Origin of the sequence: Rhizobium sp. GCM10022189, from assembly GCF_042656325.1 — a bacterium.
Taxonomy (GTDB): domain Bacteria; phylum Pseudomonadota; class Alphaproteobacteria; order Rhizobiales; family Rhizobiaceae; genus Rhizobium.
The window spans coordinates 39,588-58,313 of the sequence record NZ_JBHSOR010000002.1; the positions used below are offsets into that span (position 1 = coordinate 39,588).

The following is an 18,726-nucleotide window of genomic DNA, read 5'->3' on the forward strand; positions in this document are numbered from 1 at the left end:
AGGCGACGTCTCTGAGGCCGCAGCTATAGCGCCTTGAATCCGCTATGATTTTTCGCGCCACTCGAAATCGGCCGGCAATGCGGCGAAATTCGCCGCCTTCTTAAGGATTGCCGTTGCGTGCCGTCATCGAGGGCGTCAGGTCGGCGATGAAATCGCCGATTCCCGGCCGTTTCAGCGCGCGGAAGGTCAGCGGGCGGCAGAGATCCATGGCGGCAATGCCGATGCGCGCCGTCATCAGGCCGTTGATGACGCCTTCGCCGAGTCGGGCCGACAGCTTCGAGGCAAGGCCGTGGCCAAGGACCTGCTGCACCAGGCTGTCGCCGACAGCGATCGAGCCGGTCACGGCAAGGTGGGCGAGCACGTCGCGCATCAGTCGCAGCATGCCGAGCGTGCCGGGCCGGCCGCCATAGAGTTCGGCCATGGCGCGGATCAGGCGGGCGGACTCGTAGAGCACATAGAGCAGATCGACGACGGCGCGCGGGCTGACGGCGGTGACGATCGACACGCGCTTGGAGGAATTGACGATCAGCGCGCGTGCCCGGCGGTCGAGCGGGGCAAGCAGCTCGCGCTCGGCAAGCGCAATCAGATGCGGCGCGTCGATGACCTCGCCTTCGGTCTCCTTCAGCGTGGCGCGGCCCCTGGCGGTTTCAGGCTTGCTGGCGAGCAGCCCCGTCAGGCGGGCGACGACCGCGCGCGCCCTGGCGGGGCGGGTTTCCAGGATCGCGGCATCGGCCTCGGCCTTGACGGTCTGCACGGCGGCAAGGCGCATCATGCCCGCCGTCTCGCGGATGGCGATGGCGATAACGGCGAGGATGCCGATCGCGAGAACGGCAAGCGCGGTGTAGCCGAGCCAGTCGGCGCGGCTGAAGAGATCGCGGATCAGCCGGTCGGTCCACAGGCCGAAGGCGAGCGACAGCAGGATGCCGAAGGCGCCGGCGGCAATGCCGGCAAGGGAGGTGCGGCGCTTGCGCGGGCTGGCGACAGGCAGCGGGCTCGGATCCTGTTCCGGATTGAGGAAGGGATCGTCCTCATCCGGCGTCAGCACGACCTCGCCGGAGAAGCTTGCCGGCTTGCGGCGCCCGGCGCGCGGCGTTTCGGGCGCGGCGTTCTCTTCCTCGTAAGCGAAGGCGGCAGGCGCCCGGCGCGGCGGATTGGGCTGGTCGATCGGCGGCTTGCTCATGCGAGGCGATCTCCGAACAGGAACTGCATGGCGCGGTCGAGGCGGATATGCGGCACGGAAAGCTTGATGCCGCCGCCGGTTTCCTCGAGCTGCGGCGGGCGGAAGCGCACGACGCTGACGTCGGGCAGTTCGACCGAACTGTCGCCGGCCTCGATGCGCTCGAACAGGCTTTCCGGATTGTCCGGCAGATCGCCGGGGAAGATCGCCGTCTTGCGCTCGCCGTCGAAGGTTTCGCCGGCGATCCTTTCGCCGGCCATGGGCGTGCCGACGATGACGGGCAGGTCGTGGCCGTCGCGGCGCACGCTCGCCTCGCGCGTGGCGCGCACGGAGGCGAGCGCCATGACGTCGATGCCGGCGCCGGCCATGCCGATGCGGTCGATGGCGCGATCGACGAGGCGGCGCGTCAGCCGGTCCAGCCGGTCATGGCTTTCGTGGTGCAGGTGGTCGGCCTTGGTGGCGGCGACCAGAACGCGGTCGATACGCCGGCCGAGCAGCGACGACAGGATGGAATTGGTGCCGGGGCGGAAGCAGGCGAGCACGTCGGTCAGGGCGCGCTCCAGATCCTGCACGGCTTCCGGGCCGCGGTTCATCGCCTGCAGCGCATCGACCAGCACGATCTGCCGGTCGAGCCTGGCAAAATGCTCGCGGAAGAAGGGTTTGACGACGACGGACTTATAGGCCTCGTAACGGCGCTCCATCATCGCCCAGAGCGAGCCGCGCCCGGCGCGGCCCTCGGGCGGCAGGGCAAGCGGGGCAAAAGTCAGGGCAGGGGAGCCGTCGAGATCGCCGGGCAGCAGGAAACGGCCGGGCGGCAGGGTGGAGAGCGAGCGCTCGTCCGTTTTGCAGGCCTTCAGATAATCGGCGAAGCTGGCGGAAAGCGCGCGGGCGGCCATCTCGTCGGCCGTGGCGTGGATATCCGTTGCCTTGGTCAGCGCCAGCCAGCGGCTCGACAATTCCCGGCGGATGCCGGTTGCGGCAAGAGCGATGGTTTCCTCGCTGAAGGTGCGGAAATCCTTGCCGAGCAGCGGCAGGTCCAGCAGCCACTCGCCGGGATAATCGACGATATCGATCGACAGGCGACCGGGCGAGAACATGCGCGTCCAGGAACTGGCGCTCTGATAGTCGAGCGTGATGCGCAGCTCGGAAATCGCGCGGGTGGAATCCGGCCAGATGCGCTCCTTCACCAGCGCGCGGATATGATCCTCGTACTGGAAACGCGGCACGGCGTCATCTGGCTGCGGCTCCAGGCGAACGGCCGAAACGCGGCCGGACTGCACCGCCTCGAAGAGCGGCAGCCGGCCGCCATGCAGGAGATTGTGGACCAGCGACGAAATGAAGACCGTCTTGCCGGAACGGGAAAGGCCGGTGACGCCGAGCCGGATGGTCGGATTGACGAGACCGCTGGCACGGTCGGCAAGGTTATCAAGCGCGATCAGCGCATCGTCGGCAAAGGTTGTCAGGCGTGGCGGCAAATCGGGATCCCTGATGGCACTGTCCGCAATATAGGAAACCGTCGCTGCCTGAAAAAGAAGCGGCGCGAAAGCTCAGTCGATGACGAAATCGACGAGACGCCAGGCCGACGTCGTCGCGACATAATCGATGACGGCGAGCCCGGCTGTCGGAAAGCCCTTCGGCGCGGAGGCCGCCATGGCCTTCTGGCCGATCAGCGCCGAAAGGACCTGCTCCATCGTCGGGTTATGGCCGACGAGCATGACGCTTGCCGCATCCTGCGCGTCGATGATTTCGAGATAGGTGTCGAGCGAGGCATTGTAGAGCGTGTCGACGAAGCGCATGTCGAGCGCCTCTCCCATGGCGCGGTGCACGGCCTCGGCGGTGTCGCGGCAGCGAAGGGCCGTCGAGCTGATCAGGATATCGGGACGGTAGCCCTTGTCGGCGGCGCGGTCGGCGATGATCTCGGCATCGCCGAAGCCTTTCCGGCTCAGCGGGCGGTCGAAATCGCGCTGTCCGGGCTCGGCCCAGGCGGCTTCGGCATGTCGCAGCAGGTAGATCCGATGGGGCGGAGGCAGGAGGGCGGCCATGGGCAAATCCAGCTTCGAACGGAGCCTTTTCAGTAGCGGTTGCGGTCCGGCAACGTCAACTACTAGCCGGCCCTCAACGGCGCGAAACGGCATGGCAGAGAGGGCGTTTTGACGGCGAAGCTAAAATCGCCGTTCCGAATAATGGTGAGAAAATAGACTGTTAGCTTAAAATTGTGACAGATTTAAAAATCTGTTTACCTGTCTTATTTGGCTTGAATCGCGGATAGCGCTTGGGATATACACCCGGCCAGATGAGATGTTCTTCAGGAGAATCGCGTTGAGTGAGAAGATCGATCTTAGCAATTATGTTCCTTCGGAGGACGAGGAATTCATGAATGCAAATCAGCGGGCCTATTTCAGGGCCAAGCTGATCGCCTGGAAAAACGACATCCTCCGCGAAGCGCGCGAAACTCTCGATCACCTCGCAGAAGAAAGCGCAAACCACCCCGACCTTGCAGACCGTGCCTCCTCCGAAACCGACCGGGCCATCGAACTTCGCGCCCGCGACCGCCAGAGAAAGCTGATCTCCAAGATCGACGCAGCCCTGCAGCGCATCGAAGACGGCACCTACGGCTATTGCGAGGAAACCGGCGAGCCGATCGGTCTCAAGCGCCTCGACGCCCGCCCGATCGCCACGCTGTCGATCGAAGCGCAGGAGCGCCACGAGCGCCGCGAAAAGGTTTACCGGGACGAATAACCGCTCCCGACCGGCAATTGACCCGACCGGCAATTGAAAAGGCACCGCGAGACGATCGCGGTGCCTTTTTGTTTTGGCGGTCTTGCGCCGGGCTCACGCAAGCCGGCTGCTATTTGTCGCGATTGACGCTCATTTCGCCGAAAATGCGGGCGACCTCCTTCTGAAGGGCGGCATCCGCGCCGGTGATCGGCGCCATTTCCGGGTCGCGGCGCGGCATCGATCCCGGCTGGGCGGGGCCGGGCTGCGGGGCAGGGCGCGCCTGCTGCGCATTGGGTGCGGGAACCACGCGCTCGGCGGCCGGACCGGCTGCTATTTCCTCATCGAGGATGCGCTGGAAATCGCGGCGGATGGCGGCCGATTGCAGGCCGCCGTCCTCAGCCGCGAGCGGCGTGCTGCGGGAGGCGGCGGGCACGGCCTGGGCCGGCGGGGCGGACACTTCCGGCTCGATGCGCTGCTGCGGCAGCACGCGCTGGCGGGCTGCGTCGAGGATATCGGCGGCACTGGCGGCATCCGGCACAGGCTGCGGCGCGGGGCGTTCGGGCTGGCGGGACGGAAGCTGCGACACGCGCTGCGGGCCGTCGCGCTCGGCTGTCAGCGGCGGGGCGGAAACCTGCGGTGCGGACATTTGTTGCCCGGAAATTTGTTGGCCGGAAATTTGTTGGCCGGACATGGGCGGCGCAACGGCCGGAGCGACCGAAGGTTCGGGCCGCTGGCGGATGGGCTCGGCCGGTGGTGCGATGACCGGCGGGGCGATGACTGGAGCCGGCGCCGGGCTGTAGGGTTCGAAATCGGGCTCGGCGCTTGCCGCAACAGGCGGTGCGGCGACAGGGGCGACCGGCCTCGGCTGCGGGGCGGGCGGCGGTTCGCGGCGCGGCTGGACGGCCGTCGGCTCCTCGGCCGGCTGCGGGCGGGCATCGCCCGCCGTTTCGGCCTCACCTTCCGGCAGGATGCGGCTTTCGATGACGATATCGGTCGGGCCGCCGATCATGACGAGATGTTCGACATTGTCGCGGCGCACGAGCACCAGGCGGCGGCGCGCATCGACGGCGGCGGCATCCAGCACCTGCAGGCGCGGCTGGCGGTTGCGCCCGCCGCGCACGAAGGGCGAGGGGGCGCGGCTGCGCAGGAACCAGAGAACCAGGACGAGCAGGATGAGGGCAAGGCCGACGCCGCCGGCGGCGACCAGAAAGTTGCTACCGTATGCCCCTACAACATCATCGAACATAGGCACTCACTCCATTTCGCATTTTGGCACAACAGACGACGTTTCCGCTCCTTAGGCAAGAGCCGGCCTGTCTGTCCAGTCACCGGCGAACGCGATTTCGTGTTCTGCGGCCATTTGGCCGGGACAGGCTGTGCGCAGGCCGGCGAACTCACGGGCAAACTGGCGCGTTTGCCTGTGAATTCAAGCAGTCTCACGAAAGCCTGCTGTTTTTGCCGGCGCGGCAAGTTGATAAGAAGGAGAAGAATGCCTGATTCCCGCTGCGCGACGGTGTTACGCGCGGGGCGGATAAGGCTCATGCGAGGAATAGATGACGAAATCGCGTCAGGTCGACGACTATAACGCGCCGCTTGTGGACCGCGAGGGGCGTTCGGGCACGGCGATACGCATCATTCTGCTGGCGATCGTGCTGATCGCGGCGGCGGCCGCCTTCGTCTTCTTCAAGGATTCGCTCGGCAACGAGCTGGTGCTCGGCTGTCTCGGCGTTCTTGCCATGGTCGGCATCTTCTTCCTCGTCTCCTCCGTCATCGGCTTCATCGAGGTCATGCCGCAGCGCCAGTCCGACGGCCTGGCGCGCGCTTTCCTGAACAGCCATCCCGACGGAACGCTGATTACCGACGACAAGGGGCGCATCGTCTATGCCAACGCCGCCTACGGGGCGCTGACGGGCGCGCGCAAGGCGACCGAGGTGCAGACGCTGGAGACATTGCTGTCGCGCCACCGCGAATCGAACGAGGCGCTTTACCGGCTGGTGAACGGTCTGCGCGAGGGACGGGAGGGGCGCGAAGAATTCCGCCTGCTGCGCGCCGTCGGGCCGGGCAGCAGCGCCGGCGCGCACTGGTATCGGCTGAAGGCGCGGCTCCTGAAGGCGGAAGACGGCGACGGCAAGCCGCTGCAGATCTGGCAGATCACCGACATCACCGCCGAGCGCGAGGATCAGGAGCGCTTCTTCAAGGAGCTGCAGAACGCGATCGACTATCTCGACCACGCCCCATCCGGTTTCTTCTCCGCCGGGCGCAAGGGCGAGATCTTCTACCTGAACGCAACGCTGGCCGAATGGCTGGGCCTCGATCTCACCAAATTCATACCGGGCTCGATGAATATCGGCGATCTCGTCGCCGGCGAGGGGCTGGCGCTGATCCAGTCGGTGCAGGCCGAGCCGGGGCTCAAGAAGACCGTGACGCTGGATCTCGACCTGCGCAAATCGAACGGCCAGAGCCTGCCGGTGCAGATCATCCACCGCGTCACGTCCATGCGCGACGGGGCGCCCGGCGAAAGCCGCACGATCGTGCTGACGCGCGATGCGGGTGAGGAAAGCGGGCAGTCCGCCTCGGCGGCGGCCATGCGCTTCACGCGCTTCTTCAACAATACGCCGATGGCGATTGCGTCCGTCGACGGCAAGGGCAAGATCCTGCGCACCAACGCGCCGTTCCTGAAACTCTTTTCCAATATCGTCTCGCGTGACGATCTGGAGCGTGGCGCGCTGCTCGAAACCATCGTGCAGGAAAGCGACCGGCCACAGCTTGCCGAAGCCCTTGCCGCCGCCAAGGACCGGCAGGGCGATATTGCGCCGATCGATTCCCGCACGCCGACCGACGAGGCGCGCTTCTTCCGCTTCTATGTGAATGCCGTCATCGACCAGTCCGACGAGGCGCCCGAGGAGGCGGCCATCGTCTATGCCGTCGAAGTGACCGAGCAGAAGGCGCTCGAAGCGCAGATGGCCCAGACGCAGAAGATGAACGCGGTCGGCACACTTGCCGGCGGCATCGCGCACGATTTCAACAACGTGCTGACGGCGATCCTGCTCTCCTCCGACCACCTGCTCCTGCAGGCGCGGCCGGCCGACGCGAGCTTTGCCGACCTGATGGAAATCAAGCGCAACGCCAACCGCGCCGCCGTTCTCGTGCGCCAGCTGCTCGCCTTCTCGCGCAAGCAGACGATGCGGCCGACCGTGCTCAACCTCACCGATGTCGTCGGCGACCTGCGCATGCTGGTCGACCGGCTGATTTCGGGCACGAACGTCAAGCTCGATGTCGAATATGGCCGCGATCTCTGGCCGGTGAAGACCGACCTGTCGCAGTTCGAGCAGGTGCTGATCAACCTCTGCGTCAACGCGCGCGACGCCATGCCCCAAGGCGGCACGCTGACGCTGCGCACCCGTAACCTTCCCGCCGCCGAAGTCGCGGCCTTCAACTATTCCTACATGCCGCACGAGGACATGGTGCTGGTGGAAGTGACCGATACCGGCACCGGTATCGCGCCCGAGATCATGGACAAGATCTTCGAGCCCTTCTTCACCACCAAGGAAGTGGGCAAGGGCACCGGCCTCGGCCTTGCCATGGTCTATGGCATCGTCAAACAGTCCGGCGGCTATATCCAGCCGGAATCGGAAGTCGGCAAGGGCACGACCTTCCGCATCTTCCTGCCGCGCCATATCGTCGAGCCGGCCGTCGCCGCCGAAGCGGATGCCGCCGATCAGGCGGTTGCTTCGGGCGGCGCCAATGTCGTGGAACTGGTGCAGCCGAAGCAGCCGGAAGACCTGACGGGCTCTGCCGTCATCCTGCTCGTCGAGGACGAGGAGGCGGTGCGCCGCGGCGGCAAGCGCATGCTGGAGACGCGCGGCTATACGGTCTATGAGGCGGGCTCGGGCGTGGAAGCGCTCGACATCATGGACGAGCTCGAAGGCAAGGTGGATATCGTCGTTTCCGACGTGGTCATGCCGGAAATGGACGGGCCGTCGCTCTTGCGCGAATTGCGCAAGAAATATCCGGACCTGAAATTCATCTTCGTGTCCGGTTATGCCGAGGATGCCTTTGCCCGCAACCTGCCGCCGGAAGCCAAGTTCGGCTTCCTGCCGAAGCCGTTCTCGCTGAAACAGCTGGCCGTGGCGGTGAAAGAGACGCTGGATAGCTGACGGGTCGAGTGATTCAGGCGGTCAGCGCGGGCAGTGCGTGCGGCCCCCCTTTCGACAGGGAATTCTGCCGCACAAATGCGTCGGCAGGGCGGGTCCAGCCCGCCCCAACAACTAATTACTCACCCAGCGCCACGGCGATCTCTGCCGCCAGCCGCGCATTATTCTCCACCAGCGCGATGTTCGTCTTCAGGCTCTGGCCATCCGTCAGGTCGAAGATCGTGCTCAAGAGGTAAGGTGTTACCGCCTTGCCGGTGATTTCGTCGCGTTCGGCGCTGTCGAGCGCACGCTCGATATAGATTTCCATTTCCTCGCGGGCGATTTCGTCGGCTTCCGGAACCGGGTTGGCGATCAGCATGCCGCCGTCGATGCCGAGCTGTTCGCGGGTCGTCTGGAAATTGGCGATCGCGGCCGGGCTGTTCAGGGTCAGCGGGCTTGGGATGCCCGAGGAGCGCGACCAGAAGGCCGGGAATTCGTCGCTTTCATAGGTGACGACGGGAACGCCGCGGGTTTCCAGCACTTCCAGCGTCTTCGGAATGTCGAGGATCGCCTTGGCGCCGGCGCAGACGACGATGACGCCGGTGCGGGCGAGTTCTTCAAGGTCGGCGGAAATATCGAAAGTCTCTTCCGCGCCGCGATGCACGCCGCCGATGCCGCCGGTCGCAAAGACCTTGATGCCGGCGCGCGCGGCCGCAATCATCGTGGCGGCAACGGTGGTGGCACCGGTGCGGCGCTCGGCGATCGCAAAGGCGATATCGGCGCGCGACACTTTCATCACGTCCTTGGCCCTGGCGAGCTGTTCCAGCTCGGCGGCCTCCAGGCCGATATGCAGCGTGCCGTGGATGACGGCGATCGTGGCGGGAACGGCACCCTGGTCGCGAATGATCGATTCGACGCTGCGCGCCATTTCGATATTGCCGGGGTAGGGCATGCCGTGGGTGATGATGGTCGATTCGAGGGCGACGATCGGGGCGCCGCGCTGCTTGGCGGCGGCCACTTCCTTCGAATAGGAGATCGGCAGCAGGGGCGAGAAGGGTTTGGTCATGATCCGTATCCGTTTATCGATGTTGCCGCTTCATTGCAGAATTCTCGCCGCCGGGACAAGCGAAAGCATGTCGCGGAGCAATTCGGGAGAGAGATTTTCGCTCACCGCGTGATGCGACTGGACGGTGAGTGCGGCCGCCGCCGCGCCGTGGCGAACCGCCTCTTCCAGCGGATGGCCGAGCATCAGGGCCGCCAGCGTGCCGGCGGCAAGCGAGTCTCCCGCACCGGTGACATCGGCGACAGTATCGGAGATCGGCGGCTGCAGGAGAAGGGCGCGCCCGTCCTTGAAGGCGACGAGTTCCCGCTGGCCGCGGGTGACGACCGCGCCGCCGATGCCGATGTCACCGAGCAGGGGCGGCCAGGCGGCGGCATTGTCGGGCCGCTCGCCGGTCAGCGCCGCGGCCTCGGCTTCGTTGAGGAAGAGATAGTCGATGCCTTCAAGGCACGGCAGAAGGCGCACGACCTTGGCCGGGGAAATGGCAATCGCGGCGACCGGCTTGCCGAGCGCATTGGCCCTGGAAACGATCGCGGCTGCGGTCTCCTCCGGCAGGTTGGCGTCGAAGAGGACGAAATCGGTGGCGGCAAAGGCGTCGCGCACCCAGCGGATCGACAGGCGGCGCGGCACGAAGAAACGGTAGAGTTCCATGTCGGCCAACGCGATGACGAGATTGCCGTCCCTCTCGATGATCGCCGTGTAACTCGGCGTCTTGCGGTCGAGGAAGACGAAGGGGCGGTCGTCGATGCCGGCAAAGTCTGCCGCCTCGCTCACCATCTCGCCGATCGGGTCGCCGCCGCGCGGCGAAATCATCGTCACGTCGAAGCCGAGGCGGGCAAGATTGCGGGCCGCGTTGAAGCCGCCGCCGCCCGGTTCCTCGAACCATGTGCCGGGATTGCTGGCGCCCGGTGCCGTCTCGCCGGAAATACGGCCGCGGCGATCGATATGGGCGCCGCCGAGAACGAGAATCCTGGCGCTCATTTCTGCACCCCGCAAGCGAATCGAATGGCGGCGGACGCTGTCGCGTCCACAGGGCGGGGCGCACTAAGCCGTTGCTTTGCATCGATAAAACAAAAATAGAACACGGGCCGTTTTACCTTTTTCTTTCAGATATTTGCAACCCCATTGCGAAATAAGAACAAATGGGGTACAAACTTCGCATCAGCGGCGACATTGCTAGAGCAGCGTCAATAACCTAAAGGTGGATCGAATGTCTCAGAATTCATTGCGGCTCGTAGAGGACAAATCGGTGGACAAAAGCAAGGCGCTCGAAGCGGCACTCTCACAGATCGAGCGGTCGTTCGGCAAGGGCTCGATCATGAAACTCGGCTCGAACGAGAACATCGTCGAGATCGAAACGGTTTCCACAGGTTCTCTCAGCCTCGATATCGCTCTCGGCATCGGCGGTCTGCCGAAGGGTCGTATCATCGAGATCTACGGTCCGGAAAGCTCGGGCAAGACGACGCTGGCGCTGCAGACCATTGCCGAGGCGCAGAAGAAGGGCGGCATCTGCGCCTTCGTCGATGCCGAACATGCGCTCGATCCGGTCTATGCCCGCAAGCTCGGCGTCGACCTGCAGAACCTCCTGATCTCGCAGCCCGACACGGGCGAGCAGGCGCTCGAAATCACCGATACGCTGGTACGCTCCGGCGCCATCGACGTTCTGGTCGTCGATTCCGTTGCGGCGCTGACGCCGCGCGCCGAAATCGAGGGCGAAATGGGCGACAACCTGCCGGGCATGCAGGCCCGCCTGATGAGCCAGGCGCTGCGCAAGCTGACGGCCTCGATCTCCAAGTCGAACTGCATGGTGATCTTCATCAACCAGATCCGCATGAAGATCGGCGTCATGTTCGGTTCGCCGGAAACCACGACCGGCGGCAACGCGCTGAAATTCTACGCCTCCGTCCGCCTCGACATCCGCCGTATCGGCCAGGTCAAGGAGCGCGAAGAGGTGATCGGCAACCAGACGCGCGTCAAGGTCGTCAAGAACAAGATGGCGCCTCCCTTCAAGCAGGTCGAATTCGACATCATGTATGGCGAGGGCGTGTCGAAGACCGGCGAACTCATCGACCTCGGCGTCAAGGCCGGCATCGTCGAGAAGTCCGGCGCCTGGTTCTCCTATAACAGCCAGCGCCTCGGCCAGGGCCGCGAAAACGCCAAGATCTTCCTGCGCGACAATCCGGATCTCGCCCGCGAGATCGAAACCGCGCTTCGCCAGAATGCCGGCCTGATCGCCGACCGCTTCCTGCAGAACGGCGGCCCGGACGCCGGCGACGATGCAGGCGATGGCGACATGTAATCCAGCCTGAGCGCAAAGCGAATTCGAAGCGGCCGCATTCCCTCACGAGAATGCGGCCGCTTCTGTTTGTGTGCCGGACTTTGTTTGTATGCTGGACAGTGGCAGGGCCGGACGATAAAAGCCGATGGATTTAATTTTACCTGCCTGCTGGCAGCATCGAAGGGCATGAAATGAGCGGTGTAAACGATATCCGGTCGACCTTCCTCGACTATTTCAAGAAGAACGGCCATGAGGTCGTTCCATCAAGCCCGCTCGTGCCGCGCAATGATCCGACGCTGATGTTCACCAATGCCGGCATGGTGCAGTTCAAGAACGTCTTCACCGGCCTCGAAAAGCGTCCCTATTTGACGGCGACGACCTCGCAGAAATGCGTGCGCGCCGGCGGCAAGCACAACGACCTCGACAATGTCGGCTATACCGCGCGCCACCTGACCTTCTTCGAAATGCTCGGCAATTTCTCCTTCGGCGACTATTTCAAGGAGAATGCGATCGAGCTTGCCTGGAAGCTCGTCACCGAAGGTTTCGACCTGCCGAAGAACCGGCTGCTGGTGACGGTCTATTCGGAAGACGAGGAAGCCGCGACGCTGTGGAAGAAAATCGCCGGTTTCTCCGACGACAAGATCATCCGCATCCCGACCTCCGACAATTTCTGGCAGATGGGCGATACCGGCCCCTGCGGCCCGTGCTCGGAAATCTTCATCGACCAGGGCGAGAATATCTGGGGCGGCCCTCCCGGCTCGCCGGAAGAGGATGGCGACCGGTTCCTGGAATTCTGGAACCTCGTCTTCATGCAGTTCGAACAGACCGAGCCCGGCGTTCGCAACCCGCTGCCGCGTCCGTCGATCGATACCGGCATGGGCCTGGAGCGCATGGCGGCCGTCCTGCAGGGCGTGCAGAGCGTTTTCGACACCGACCTGTTCCGCACGCTGACCGGCACGATCGAGGATGCCGTCGGCGTCAAGGCCGAGGGCAATGCCAGCCACCGCGTCATCGCCGACCACCTGCGTTCCTCCGCCTTCCTGATCGCCGACGGCGTGCTGCCGTCGAATGAGGGCCGCGGCTACGTGCTGCGCCGTATCATGCGCCGCGCCATGCGCCATGCCCAGCTTCTCGGCGCCAGGGAGCCGCTGATGTACCGGCTGCTGCCGACGCTGGTGCAGGAGATGGGCCGCGCCTATCCGGAGCTGGTGCGCGCCGAGGCGCTGATTTCCGAAACGCTGAAGCTCGAGGAAAACCGTTTCCGCAAGACGCTGGAGCGCGGCCTGTCGCTTCTCTCGGACGCGACCGTCAACCTGTCCAAGGGCGACATGCTGGACGGCGAGACCGCCTTCAAGCTCTACGATACCTATGGCTTCCCGCTCGACCTGACGCAGGACGCGCTGCGTGCCCGCGAGATCGGCGTCGACATTTCCGGCTTCACCGATGCGATGGAGCGCCAGAAGGCCGAGGCCCGTTCGCACTGGGCCGGTTCCGGCGAGAAGGCCACGGAAACGGTCTGGTTCGAGCTGAAAGAAAAGCACGGCGCGAGCGAATTCCTCGGCTACGACACCGAGACGGCCGAAGGCGTGGTGCAGGCGATCGTCAGGGACGGCGCCGTCGCAGCCGAAGCCAGGGCCGGCGACAAGGTGCAGATCGTCGTCAACCAGACGCCGTTCTACGGCGAATCCGGTGGCCAGATGGGCGATACCGGCGTGATCTCTACCGATCACGGCAGGATCGAAATTTCCGACACGCAGAAGAAGGGCGAGGGCCTGTTCGTGCATTCCGGCACGGTTGTCGAAGGCGTGGTCAAGGCCGGTGAAGCCGTCGCGCTGACGGTCGATCATATCAGGCGTTCGCGCCTGCGCGCCAACCATTCGGCCACCCATCTTCTGCATGAGGCGCTGCGCGAGGTGCTTGGCACGCACGTTGCCCAGAAGGGCTCGCTGGTCGCGCCCGAGCGCCTGCGCTTCGACGTGTCGCATCCGAAGCCGATGACGGCCGAAGAGCTCAAGGTCGTCGAAGAGATGGCCAACGAGATCGTGCTGCAGAACGCGCCGGTGACGACACGCCTGATGAGCGTCGACGATGCCATCGCGGAAGGCGCAATGGCGCTCTTCGGCGAAAAATACGGCGACGAAGTGCGCGTCGTGTCGATGGGCACGGGCCTGCACGGCGCCAAGAAGGACAAGCCCTATTCGATCGAACTCTGTGGCGGCACGCATGTCTCGGCGACCGGCCAGATCGGTCTCGTGCGTATTCTCGGCGAAAGCGCCGTCGGTGCGGGCGTTCGCCGTATCGAGGCCGTGACCGGTGAATCGGCGCGCGAATATCTTGCCGAGCAGGACGAGCGCGTGAAGACGCTCGCCGCGTCGCTGAAGGTTCAGCCTTCGGACGTTGTGGCGCGTGTCGAGGCGCTGATGGACGAGCGCCGCAAGCTGGAAAAGGAACTGGCCGATGCCAAGCGCAAGCTCGCCATGGGCGGCGGGCAGGGCGGTTCTGCCGATGCCGTGCGCGAGGTCGCCGGCGTCAAGTTCCTCGGCAAGGCCGTGGCCGGCGTCGATCCGAAGGACCTCAAGGGTCTCGCCGATGACGGCAAGGCCAGCCTCGGCTCCGGCGTCGTGACGCTGATCGGCGTGTCCGAAGACGGCAAGGCGAGCGCGGTCGTGGCCGTCACGCCCGATCTCGTCGATCGTTTCAGCGCCGTCGATCTGGTGCGCGTCGCCTCTGCAGCGCTTGGCGGCAAGGGCGGCGGCGGCCGCCCCGACATGGCGCAGGCCGGCGGCCCGGATGGATCCAAGGCCGATGAAGCGCTTGAGGCTGTCGCCGCGGCACTCGCCAGCTGATCGACAAAGACCCGGAGGGCAGGAGGTTCCCTGTGAAAGTCCATCGCTCTCCAGGCAAGACGATCGGTCTTGCCGTTCTCTCGCTGCTGATGACGGCGCTTCTGGCCGCCCTCAGCTTCGCCGGTTATCAGAAGGAAGGCGTGAACGGCGTATCCGTCGTGCTCGGCCTCCTCGGCGTGCTTTTCCTCGTCGCCTTCATCGCGTTCCTCCGGAAGGCGTTTGACCGGCGTCCGGTGATGGATTTCGCTGACGAGGGCCTTCTGGTGACCGAAGTCGCTCCCCAGCGGATCGGTTGGGGTGACGTGGCTGTCCGCGCATTCCAGGTGCACAGGCAGCCCTTCATCGAACTCCAGATCACACCGGCCGCAGCCGCACGGCTGACGATCTCGCGCATGACGCGCCTCAACAACAAGGCGCTCGGAAAGTCGAACGACTATCTGACCTTTTCGGTCAGCGGTCTCGACCATCCGGTGGAGCAGATCCTGTCCGAGCTTCAGGAGCGGGCGCAGGCCGTGCGCCAAGGCTAATCGCCACGCGCTTTCATACCAGCCTCAAGTCCGCAGGATTTGTCAAATCGGGTTATGCTTTGTTGCCGCCGATCGAAGAGCGAGGTTCGACATGACAGGCGAAACGGCATGGGCGCTTTACGAGGACCGTCTGAGACGGGTCTCGGCCTATATCCACGATCATCTCGACGAGGATCTGGATATGGAGCGGCTGGCCGAGATCGCCTGCCTGTCGAGCTATCACTGGCACCGGATCTATCGGGCGATCTACGGCGAGACGCTGGCGGCGACCGTCAAGCGGCTGCGGCTGCATCGCGCGGCGGGCGAGATCGTCCGCACCGAGCTTGGTGTCAGCGAGATTGCGAAGCGATCGGGCTATCCCAATCTCCAGTCCTTCAACCGCATCTTCAAATCGGTCTACGGCATGCCGCCGGCGCGCTACCGGAAAGAGGGAAGCCACAAGCAGTTCGAACCCTCAATCTCCGGAAAGGCGCCAGCCATGTTTGATGTCACCCTGAAAACCATCCCGCCGCTCGAACTCGTCGGCGTTGCCCATACCGGCTCCTACATGGAGATCGGCAAGGCTTTCGAGACGCTGTTCGGCACGCTCTACGCGCGCGGGCTGGCAAGGCCCGAGATGCGGATGATCGGCGTCTATCTCGACGATCCCGATCTCGTGCTGCCGGAAAAGCTGCGCTCGGTCGCCTGTGTCACGGGCGGGCAGGAGACGACCGCCAACGCTCCCCTGGAGCGGCGGCTGGTGGAAGGCGGCGATTATGCCGTGCTGCATCACAAGGGGCCTTATGCCGACATGCACAAGGCCTATCAGTGGCTCTACGCCCGGTGGCTGCCAGCCTCCGGCCGGCAGATCCGGGATCGCGTCATGTTCGAGGAATATCTCAACAATCCGCGCGAGGTCGCGCCGACCGAGTTGCTGACGGATATCTATATGCCACTGGCCTGAGCGAAACGCTCAGGCGGCCTGCATCGCCTTCGCCGCCTCTTCGTCCAGCGCGCTTGCCCGCTTATAGGCGTCGCGTTCTGACAGCCTGCCAAAATAGTCGACGAAGGCCTGGCGCTTTTCGATACTGCCGAAGGCAAGGCCCCAGCCGATATGCGAGCCGACATAGACGTCGGCGGCCGTGAAGCGCTTGCCGGCAATATAGGGGGAGGCGGCCGAGACCGCCTTTTCCAGCGTGCCCATGACATCGCCGAAGGAGCCGCAGCCGGCCATGCGCAACCGCTCCTGCGGGATTTCGAAGCCGAGCGCCTTCAGCGTGACGGCAGCTTCCAGCGGCCCGGCGGCGAAGAACATCCATCGGTAGTAATCGGCGCGTTCATCAGGCTGCGGCGCGAGGCCCGCCTGCGGAAACGTATCCGCAAGATAGGCGCAGATCGCCGCGCATTCCGTCACGATCGTCGTGCCGTGACGGATCGCCGGCACCTTGCCCATCGGGTTGACGGAAAGGTAGTCCGCACCCTTCATCGTCCCGCCGAAGGTCAGGATTTCAGTACGGTAGGGGACGCCGGTCTCCTCCAGCATCCACCGCGCTATCCGGCCGCGCGACATCGGATTGGTGTAAAAGGTGATTTCCTCGCTCATCCTGGTCTCCTCTCTCCCATGTTGTTTTCGTAGCGCCGGCGCGGGAGATTTCAACCCTTGGAGAGGGCGGCACCTTCACAGCCGCAGGCGGCGCGACCGGCGTCGGCGTGATCCCGGAAGCCTGGCCGGGAGGGGAGCGCCAACGCTGATTGTAATATTGCGTCCCGGTCTCCAGCAAAGCGAGATCGAGATAAAAGACAATCATATCCTGGCCCTCGCGCCGCGCGAGAAGCCTTACAAGCTGCAGGAATTCGGGGACAATACTCGTCTTGACCATCGGAACCTCCATGCCCGGGTGAGATTCCAGATAGGCCTTGCAACTTACGCGAGGCTTATTTGCGAAAGTTTCCACTAAATTAGCGACAGGATCCGATTTTATCCGGCAACAAAAAACCCGGCGCGAAGGCCGGGTTTCTCGATCTCCGTGCGAGCAGGGCTCAGGCCATTGCGGCCTGCAGGTTCTGGTCGATCTTGTCGAGGAAAGCGGTGGTGGAGAGCCACGGCTGATCGGGACCGATGAGCAGCGCCAGGTCCTTGGTCATGAAGCCGGCTTCGACGGTGTCGACGCAGACCTTTTCCAGCGTGGAGGCGAACTTGGCGAGTTCGGCATTGTCGTCCAGCTTGGCGCGGTGGGCGAGGCCACGGGTCCAGGCGAAGATCGAGGCGATCGAGTTCGTCGAGGTTTCCTGGCCCTTCTGGTGCTGGCGGTAGTGGCGCGTGACCGTGCCGTGGGCGGCTTCGGCCTCGACCGTCTTGCCGTCGGGCGTGAGCAGAACCGAGGTCATGAGGCCGAGCGAGCCGAAGCCCTGGGCAACGGTATCGGACTGGACGTCGCCGTCGTAGTTCTTGCAGGCCCAGACATAACCGCCGGACCACTTCAGCGCGGAGGCGACCATGTCGTCGATCAGGCGGTGTTCGTAGGTGATGCCGATTTCGTCGAACTGCGCCTTGAACTCGGCTTCGTAGACTTCCTGGAAGATGTCCTTGAAGCGGCCGTCATAGGCCTTGAGAATGGTGTTCTTGGTCGACAGGTAGACCGGCCACTTGCGCATCAGGCCGTACATCATCGAGGCGCGGGCGAATTCGCGGATCGACTCGTCGAGGTTGTACATCGCCATGGCGACGCCGGCGCCCGGCGCGTTGAAGACTTCCTTCTCGATGACCGTGCCGTCCTCGCCGACGAACTTGATCGTCAGCTTGCCCTTGCCGGGGAACTTGAAGTCGGTCGCGCGGTACTGGTCGCCGAAAGCGTGACGGCCGACGACGATCGGCTGCGTCCAGCCGGGAACGAGGCGGGGAACGTTGCGGCAGATGATCGGCTCGCGGAAGATGACGCCGCCGAGGATGTTGCGGATCGTGCCGTTCGGGCTCTTCCACATTTCCTTGAGGTTGAATTCCTTCACGCGGGCTTCGTCCGGCGTGATCGTCGCGCACTTGATGCCGACGCCGTATTTCTTGATGGCGTTGGCGGCATCGACCGTCACCTGGTCGTTGGTGGCGTCGCGGTTTTCGACCGAGAGGTCGTAATAGTCGATGTCGAGGTCGAGATACGGATGGATCAGCTTATCCTTGATGAGCTGCCAAATGATGCGAGTCATTTCATCGCCGTCGAGATCGGCGACGGGATTGGCGACCTTGATCTTCTTCATGTATCTGCCTCGTAAGCTTAAGAAAGGGACAGCTGTCCCGGGTGGGTGATGTGGGTCCGGAGCGCTATAGCATTGTGAGCCGGGAACGCAAAGCAGAACGGGCAGGCGCCGTGACGTTTTTGCCGCCTTTGCCAAGCGCGGGAAAATGGCTAGTCTCGCCGGCACAAGCCCCGAGTCTCGGACATTTCGCCATGAAAAAGATCGCCGTTCTCTTCGCCGGCCTCGTTGCCGCCTCGTCCGTCCTGCCCGGCGTTTCGGCCGCTGCGGACGCGACCGCGCCGGTCAAGGAGATCATCGAGGATACGAAGAAGAACTGGGCGGGCGACAACAGCGACTGGATCGACATTTTCGACGAGGCCACGCTCGGCCGGCTCTACAGCAAGGACTTTGCCGACAAATACAAGGCGGCCGCCCAGAACCCGGCCGCCGACGAGGACGGCATTTCGCCCTTCGATTACGACGTGATCGTCAACGGCCAGGATGCCTGTCCGCTCCAGGACCTTTCGATGGAAAGCGGCCAGCCGGCCAACGGCACGACCGAGGTGACGGTCAAGTTCAAGGCGGCGACCTGCATGGAAGGCACGCCGGACAAGGATGCCTTCACGACCGTGCGCTTCGAGGTGATCGACGAGAACGGCAAGCCGGTCATCGACGACATCATGATCCAGGGCGAGGAAGGCCAGGGGCCGATCTCGCTCAAGGAAGCCATGGTGCAGATCGCCAACGGCGAATGAGGCTTCTTCGGCGTCACCGGCC

The 18,726-nt window shown here is 64.3% G+C and carries 15 protein-coding genes; 7 read left to right on the top strand and 8 right to left on the bottom strand.

Features of this window, described 5'->3' with window-relative positions; translation table 11 throughout:
• Window positions 1-100: 100 nt before the first annotated feature.
• The 3 genes from ACFPWW_RS00400 to ACFPWW_RS00410 all read right to left on the bottom strand — a co-directional run bounded on the left by ACFPWW_RS00400 (window position 101) and on the right by ACFPWW_RS00410 (window position 3,219).
• Window positions 101-1,180, bottom strand: coding sequence for a YcjF family protein (locus ACFPWW_RS00400; RefSeq protein WP_377309850.1), 1,080 nt, complete (start codon window positions 1,178-1,180; stop codon window positions 101-103).
• Entirely contained in the window at window positions 1,177-2,652 is a 1,476-nt protein-coding gene (locus ACFPWW_RS00405; protein ID WP_377309852.1) for a YcjX family protein, read from the bottom strand. The genes ACFPWW_RS00400 and ACFPWW_RS00405 overlap by 4 nt, the downstream gene beginning before the upstream one ends.
• Before the next feature lie 72 nt (window positions 2,653-2,724).
• Window positions 2,725-3,219 carry a SixA phosphatase family protein gene (locus ACFPWW_RS00410; RefSeq protein ID WP_377309853.1) on the bottom strand — a complete coding sequence of 165 codons (495 nt, stop codon included), beginning with the start codon at window positions 3,217-3,219 and terminating at the stop codon, window positions 2,725-2,727.
• 277 nt (window positions 3,220-3,496) lie between these two features.
• Here ACFPWW_RS00410 and dksA point away from each other — a divergent pair, with 277 nt between their 5' ends.
• Entirely contained in the window at window positions 3,497-3,916 is a 420-nt protein-coding gene (gene dksA, locus ACFPWW_RS00415; protein WP_112567532.1) for an RNA polymerase-binding protein DksA, read from the top strand.
• Window positions 3,917-4,025: 109 nt separating this feature from the next.
• Here dksA and ACFPWW_RS00420 read toward each other — a convergent pair whose 3' ends face one another.
• Window positions 4,026-5,141 carry a flagellar biosynthetic protein FliO gene (locus ACFPWW_RS00420; RefSeq protein WP_377309855.1) on the bottom strand — a complete coding sequence of 372 codons (1,116 nt, stop codon included), beginning with the start codon at window positions 5,139-5,141 and terminating at the stop codon, window positions 4,026-4,028.
• 307 nt (window positions 5,142-5,448) lie between these two features.
• Here ACFPWW_RS00420 and cckA point away from each other — a divergent pair, with 307 nt between their 5' ends.
• On the top strand, window positions 5,449-8,052 hold the full coding sequence (cckA, locus tag ACFPWW_RS00425; protein ID WP_112705265.1) for a cell cycle histidine kinase CckA: 2,604 nt from the start codon (window positions 5,449-5,451) through the stop codon (window positions 8,050-8,052).
• Window positions 8,053-8,167: 115 nt separating this feature from the next.
• On the opposite strand, the gene ACFPWW_RS00430 is transcribed toward cckA, so the two are convergent.
• Complete coding sequence (locus tag ACFPWW_RS00430; protein ID WP_112567538.1) at window positions 8,168-9,094, bottom strand: pseudouridine-5'-phosphate glycosidase; 927 nt, start codon at window positions 9,092-9,094, stop codon at window positions 8,168-8,170.
• A 30-nt stretch (window positions 9,095-9,124) separates the two neighbouring features.
• A complete protein-coding gene (locus tag ACFPWW_RS00435; protein WP_377309857.1) occupies window positions 9,125-10,069 on the bottom strand; it encodes a carbohydrate kinase family protein in 945 nt (314 codons plus the stop codon).
• Window positions 10,070-10,298: 229 nt separating this feature from the next.
• On the opposite strand from ACFPWW_RS00435, the gene recA reads away from it, so the two are divergent.
• The 4 genes from recA (at window position 10,299) to ACFPWW_RS00455 (ending at window position 15,682) form a co-directional block, all read left to right on the top strand.
• A complete protein-coding gene (gene recA, locus ACFPWW_RS00440; protein ID WP_112567542.1) occupies window positions 10,299-11,387 on the top strand; it encodes a recombinase RecA in 1,089 nt (362 codons plus the stop codon).
• A gap of 170 nt (window positions 11,388-11,557) precedes the next feature.
• Complete coding sequence (gene alaS / locus ACFPWW_RS00445) at window positions 11,558-14,212, top strand: alanine--tRNA ligase (RefSeq protein WP_112757628.1); 2,655 nt, start codon at window positions 11,558-11,560, stop codon at window positions 14,210-14,212.
• Between the two features lie 32 nt (window positions 14,213-14,244).
• Window positions 14,245-14,739 (top strand): STM3941 family protein, encoded by a 495-nt coding sequence (locus tag ACFPWW_RS00450; RefSeq protein ID WP_377309858.1) that lies wholly within the window; start codon window positions 14,245-14,247, stop codon window positions 14,737-14,739.
• Between the two features lie 91 nt (window positions 14,740-14,830).
• Window positions 14,831-15,682 carry an AraC family transcriptional regulator gene (locus ACFPWW_RS00455; RefSeq protein ID WP_112757630.1) on the top strand — a complete coding sequence of 284 codons (852 nt, stop codon included), beginning with the start codon at window positions 14,831-14,833 and terminating at the stop codon, window positions 15,680-15,682.
• A gap of 9 nt (window positions 15,683-15,691) precedes the next feature.
• Here the strand turns inward: ACFPWW_RS00455 and ACFPWW_RS00460 are convergent, their stop codons facing one another.
• Together ACFPWW_RS00460 and ACFPWW_RS00465 are read right to left on the bottom strand one after the other, a co-directional pair.
• Window positions 15,692-16,321 carry a glutathione S-transferase family protein gene (locus tag ACFPWW_RS00460; protein ID WP_112756372.1) on the bottom strand — a complete coding sequence of 210 codons (630 nt, stop codon included), beginning with the start codon at window positions 16,319-16,321 and terminating at the stop codon, window positions 15,692-15,694.
• Window positions 16,322-16,758: 437 nt separating this feature from the next.
• Window positions 16,759-17,970 carry an NADP-dependent isocitrate dehydrogenase gene (locus tag ACFPWW_RS00465; RefSeq protein ID WP_112567554.1) on the bottom strand — a complete coding sequence of 404 codons (1,212 nt, stop codon included), beginning with the start codon at window positions 17,968-17,970 and terminating at the stop codon, window positions 16,759-16,761.
• A gap of 191 nt (window positions 17,971-18,161) precedes the next feature.
• Between ACFPWW_RS00465 and ACFPWW_RS00470 the strand changes: the two genes are divergently transcribed.
• Window positions 18,162-18,704, top strand: coding sequence for a hypothetical protein (locus tag ACFPWW_RS00470; RefSeq protein WP_112567556.1), 543 nt, complete (start codon window positions 18,162-18,164; stop codon window positions 18,702-18,704).
• Window positions 18,705-18,726 lie beyond the last annotated feature (22 nt).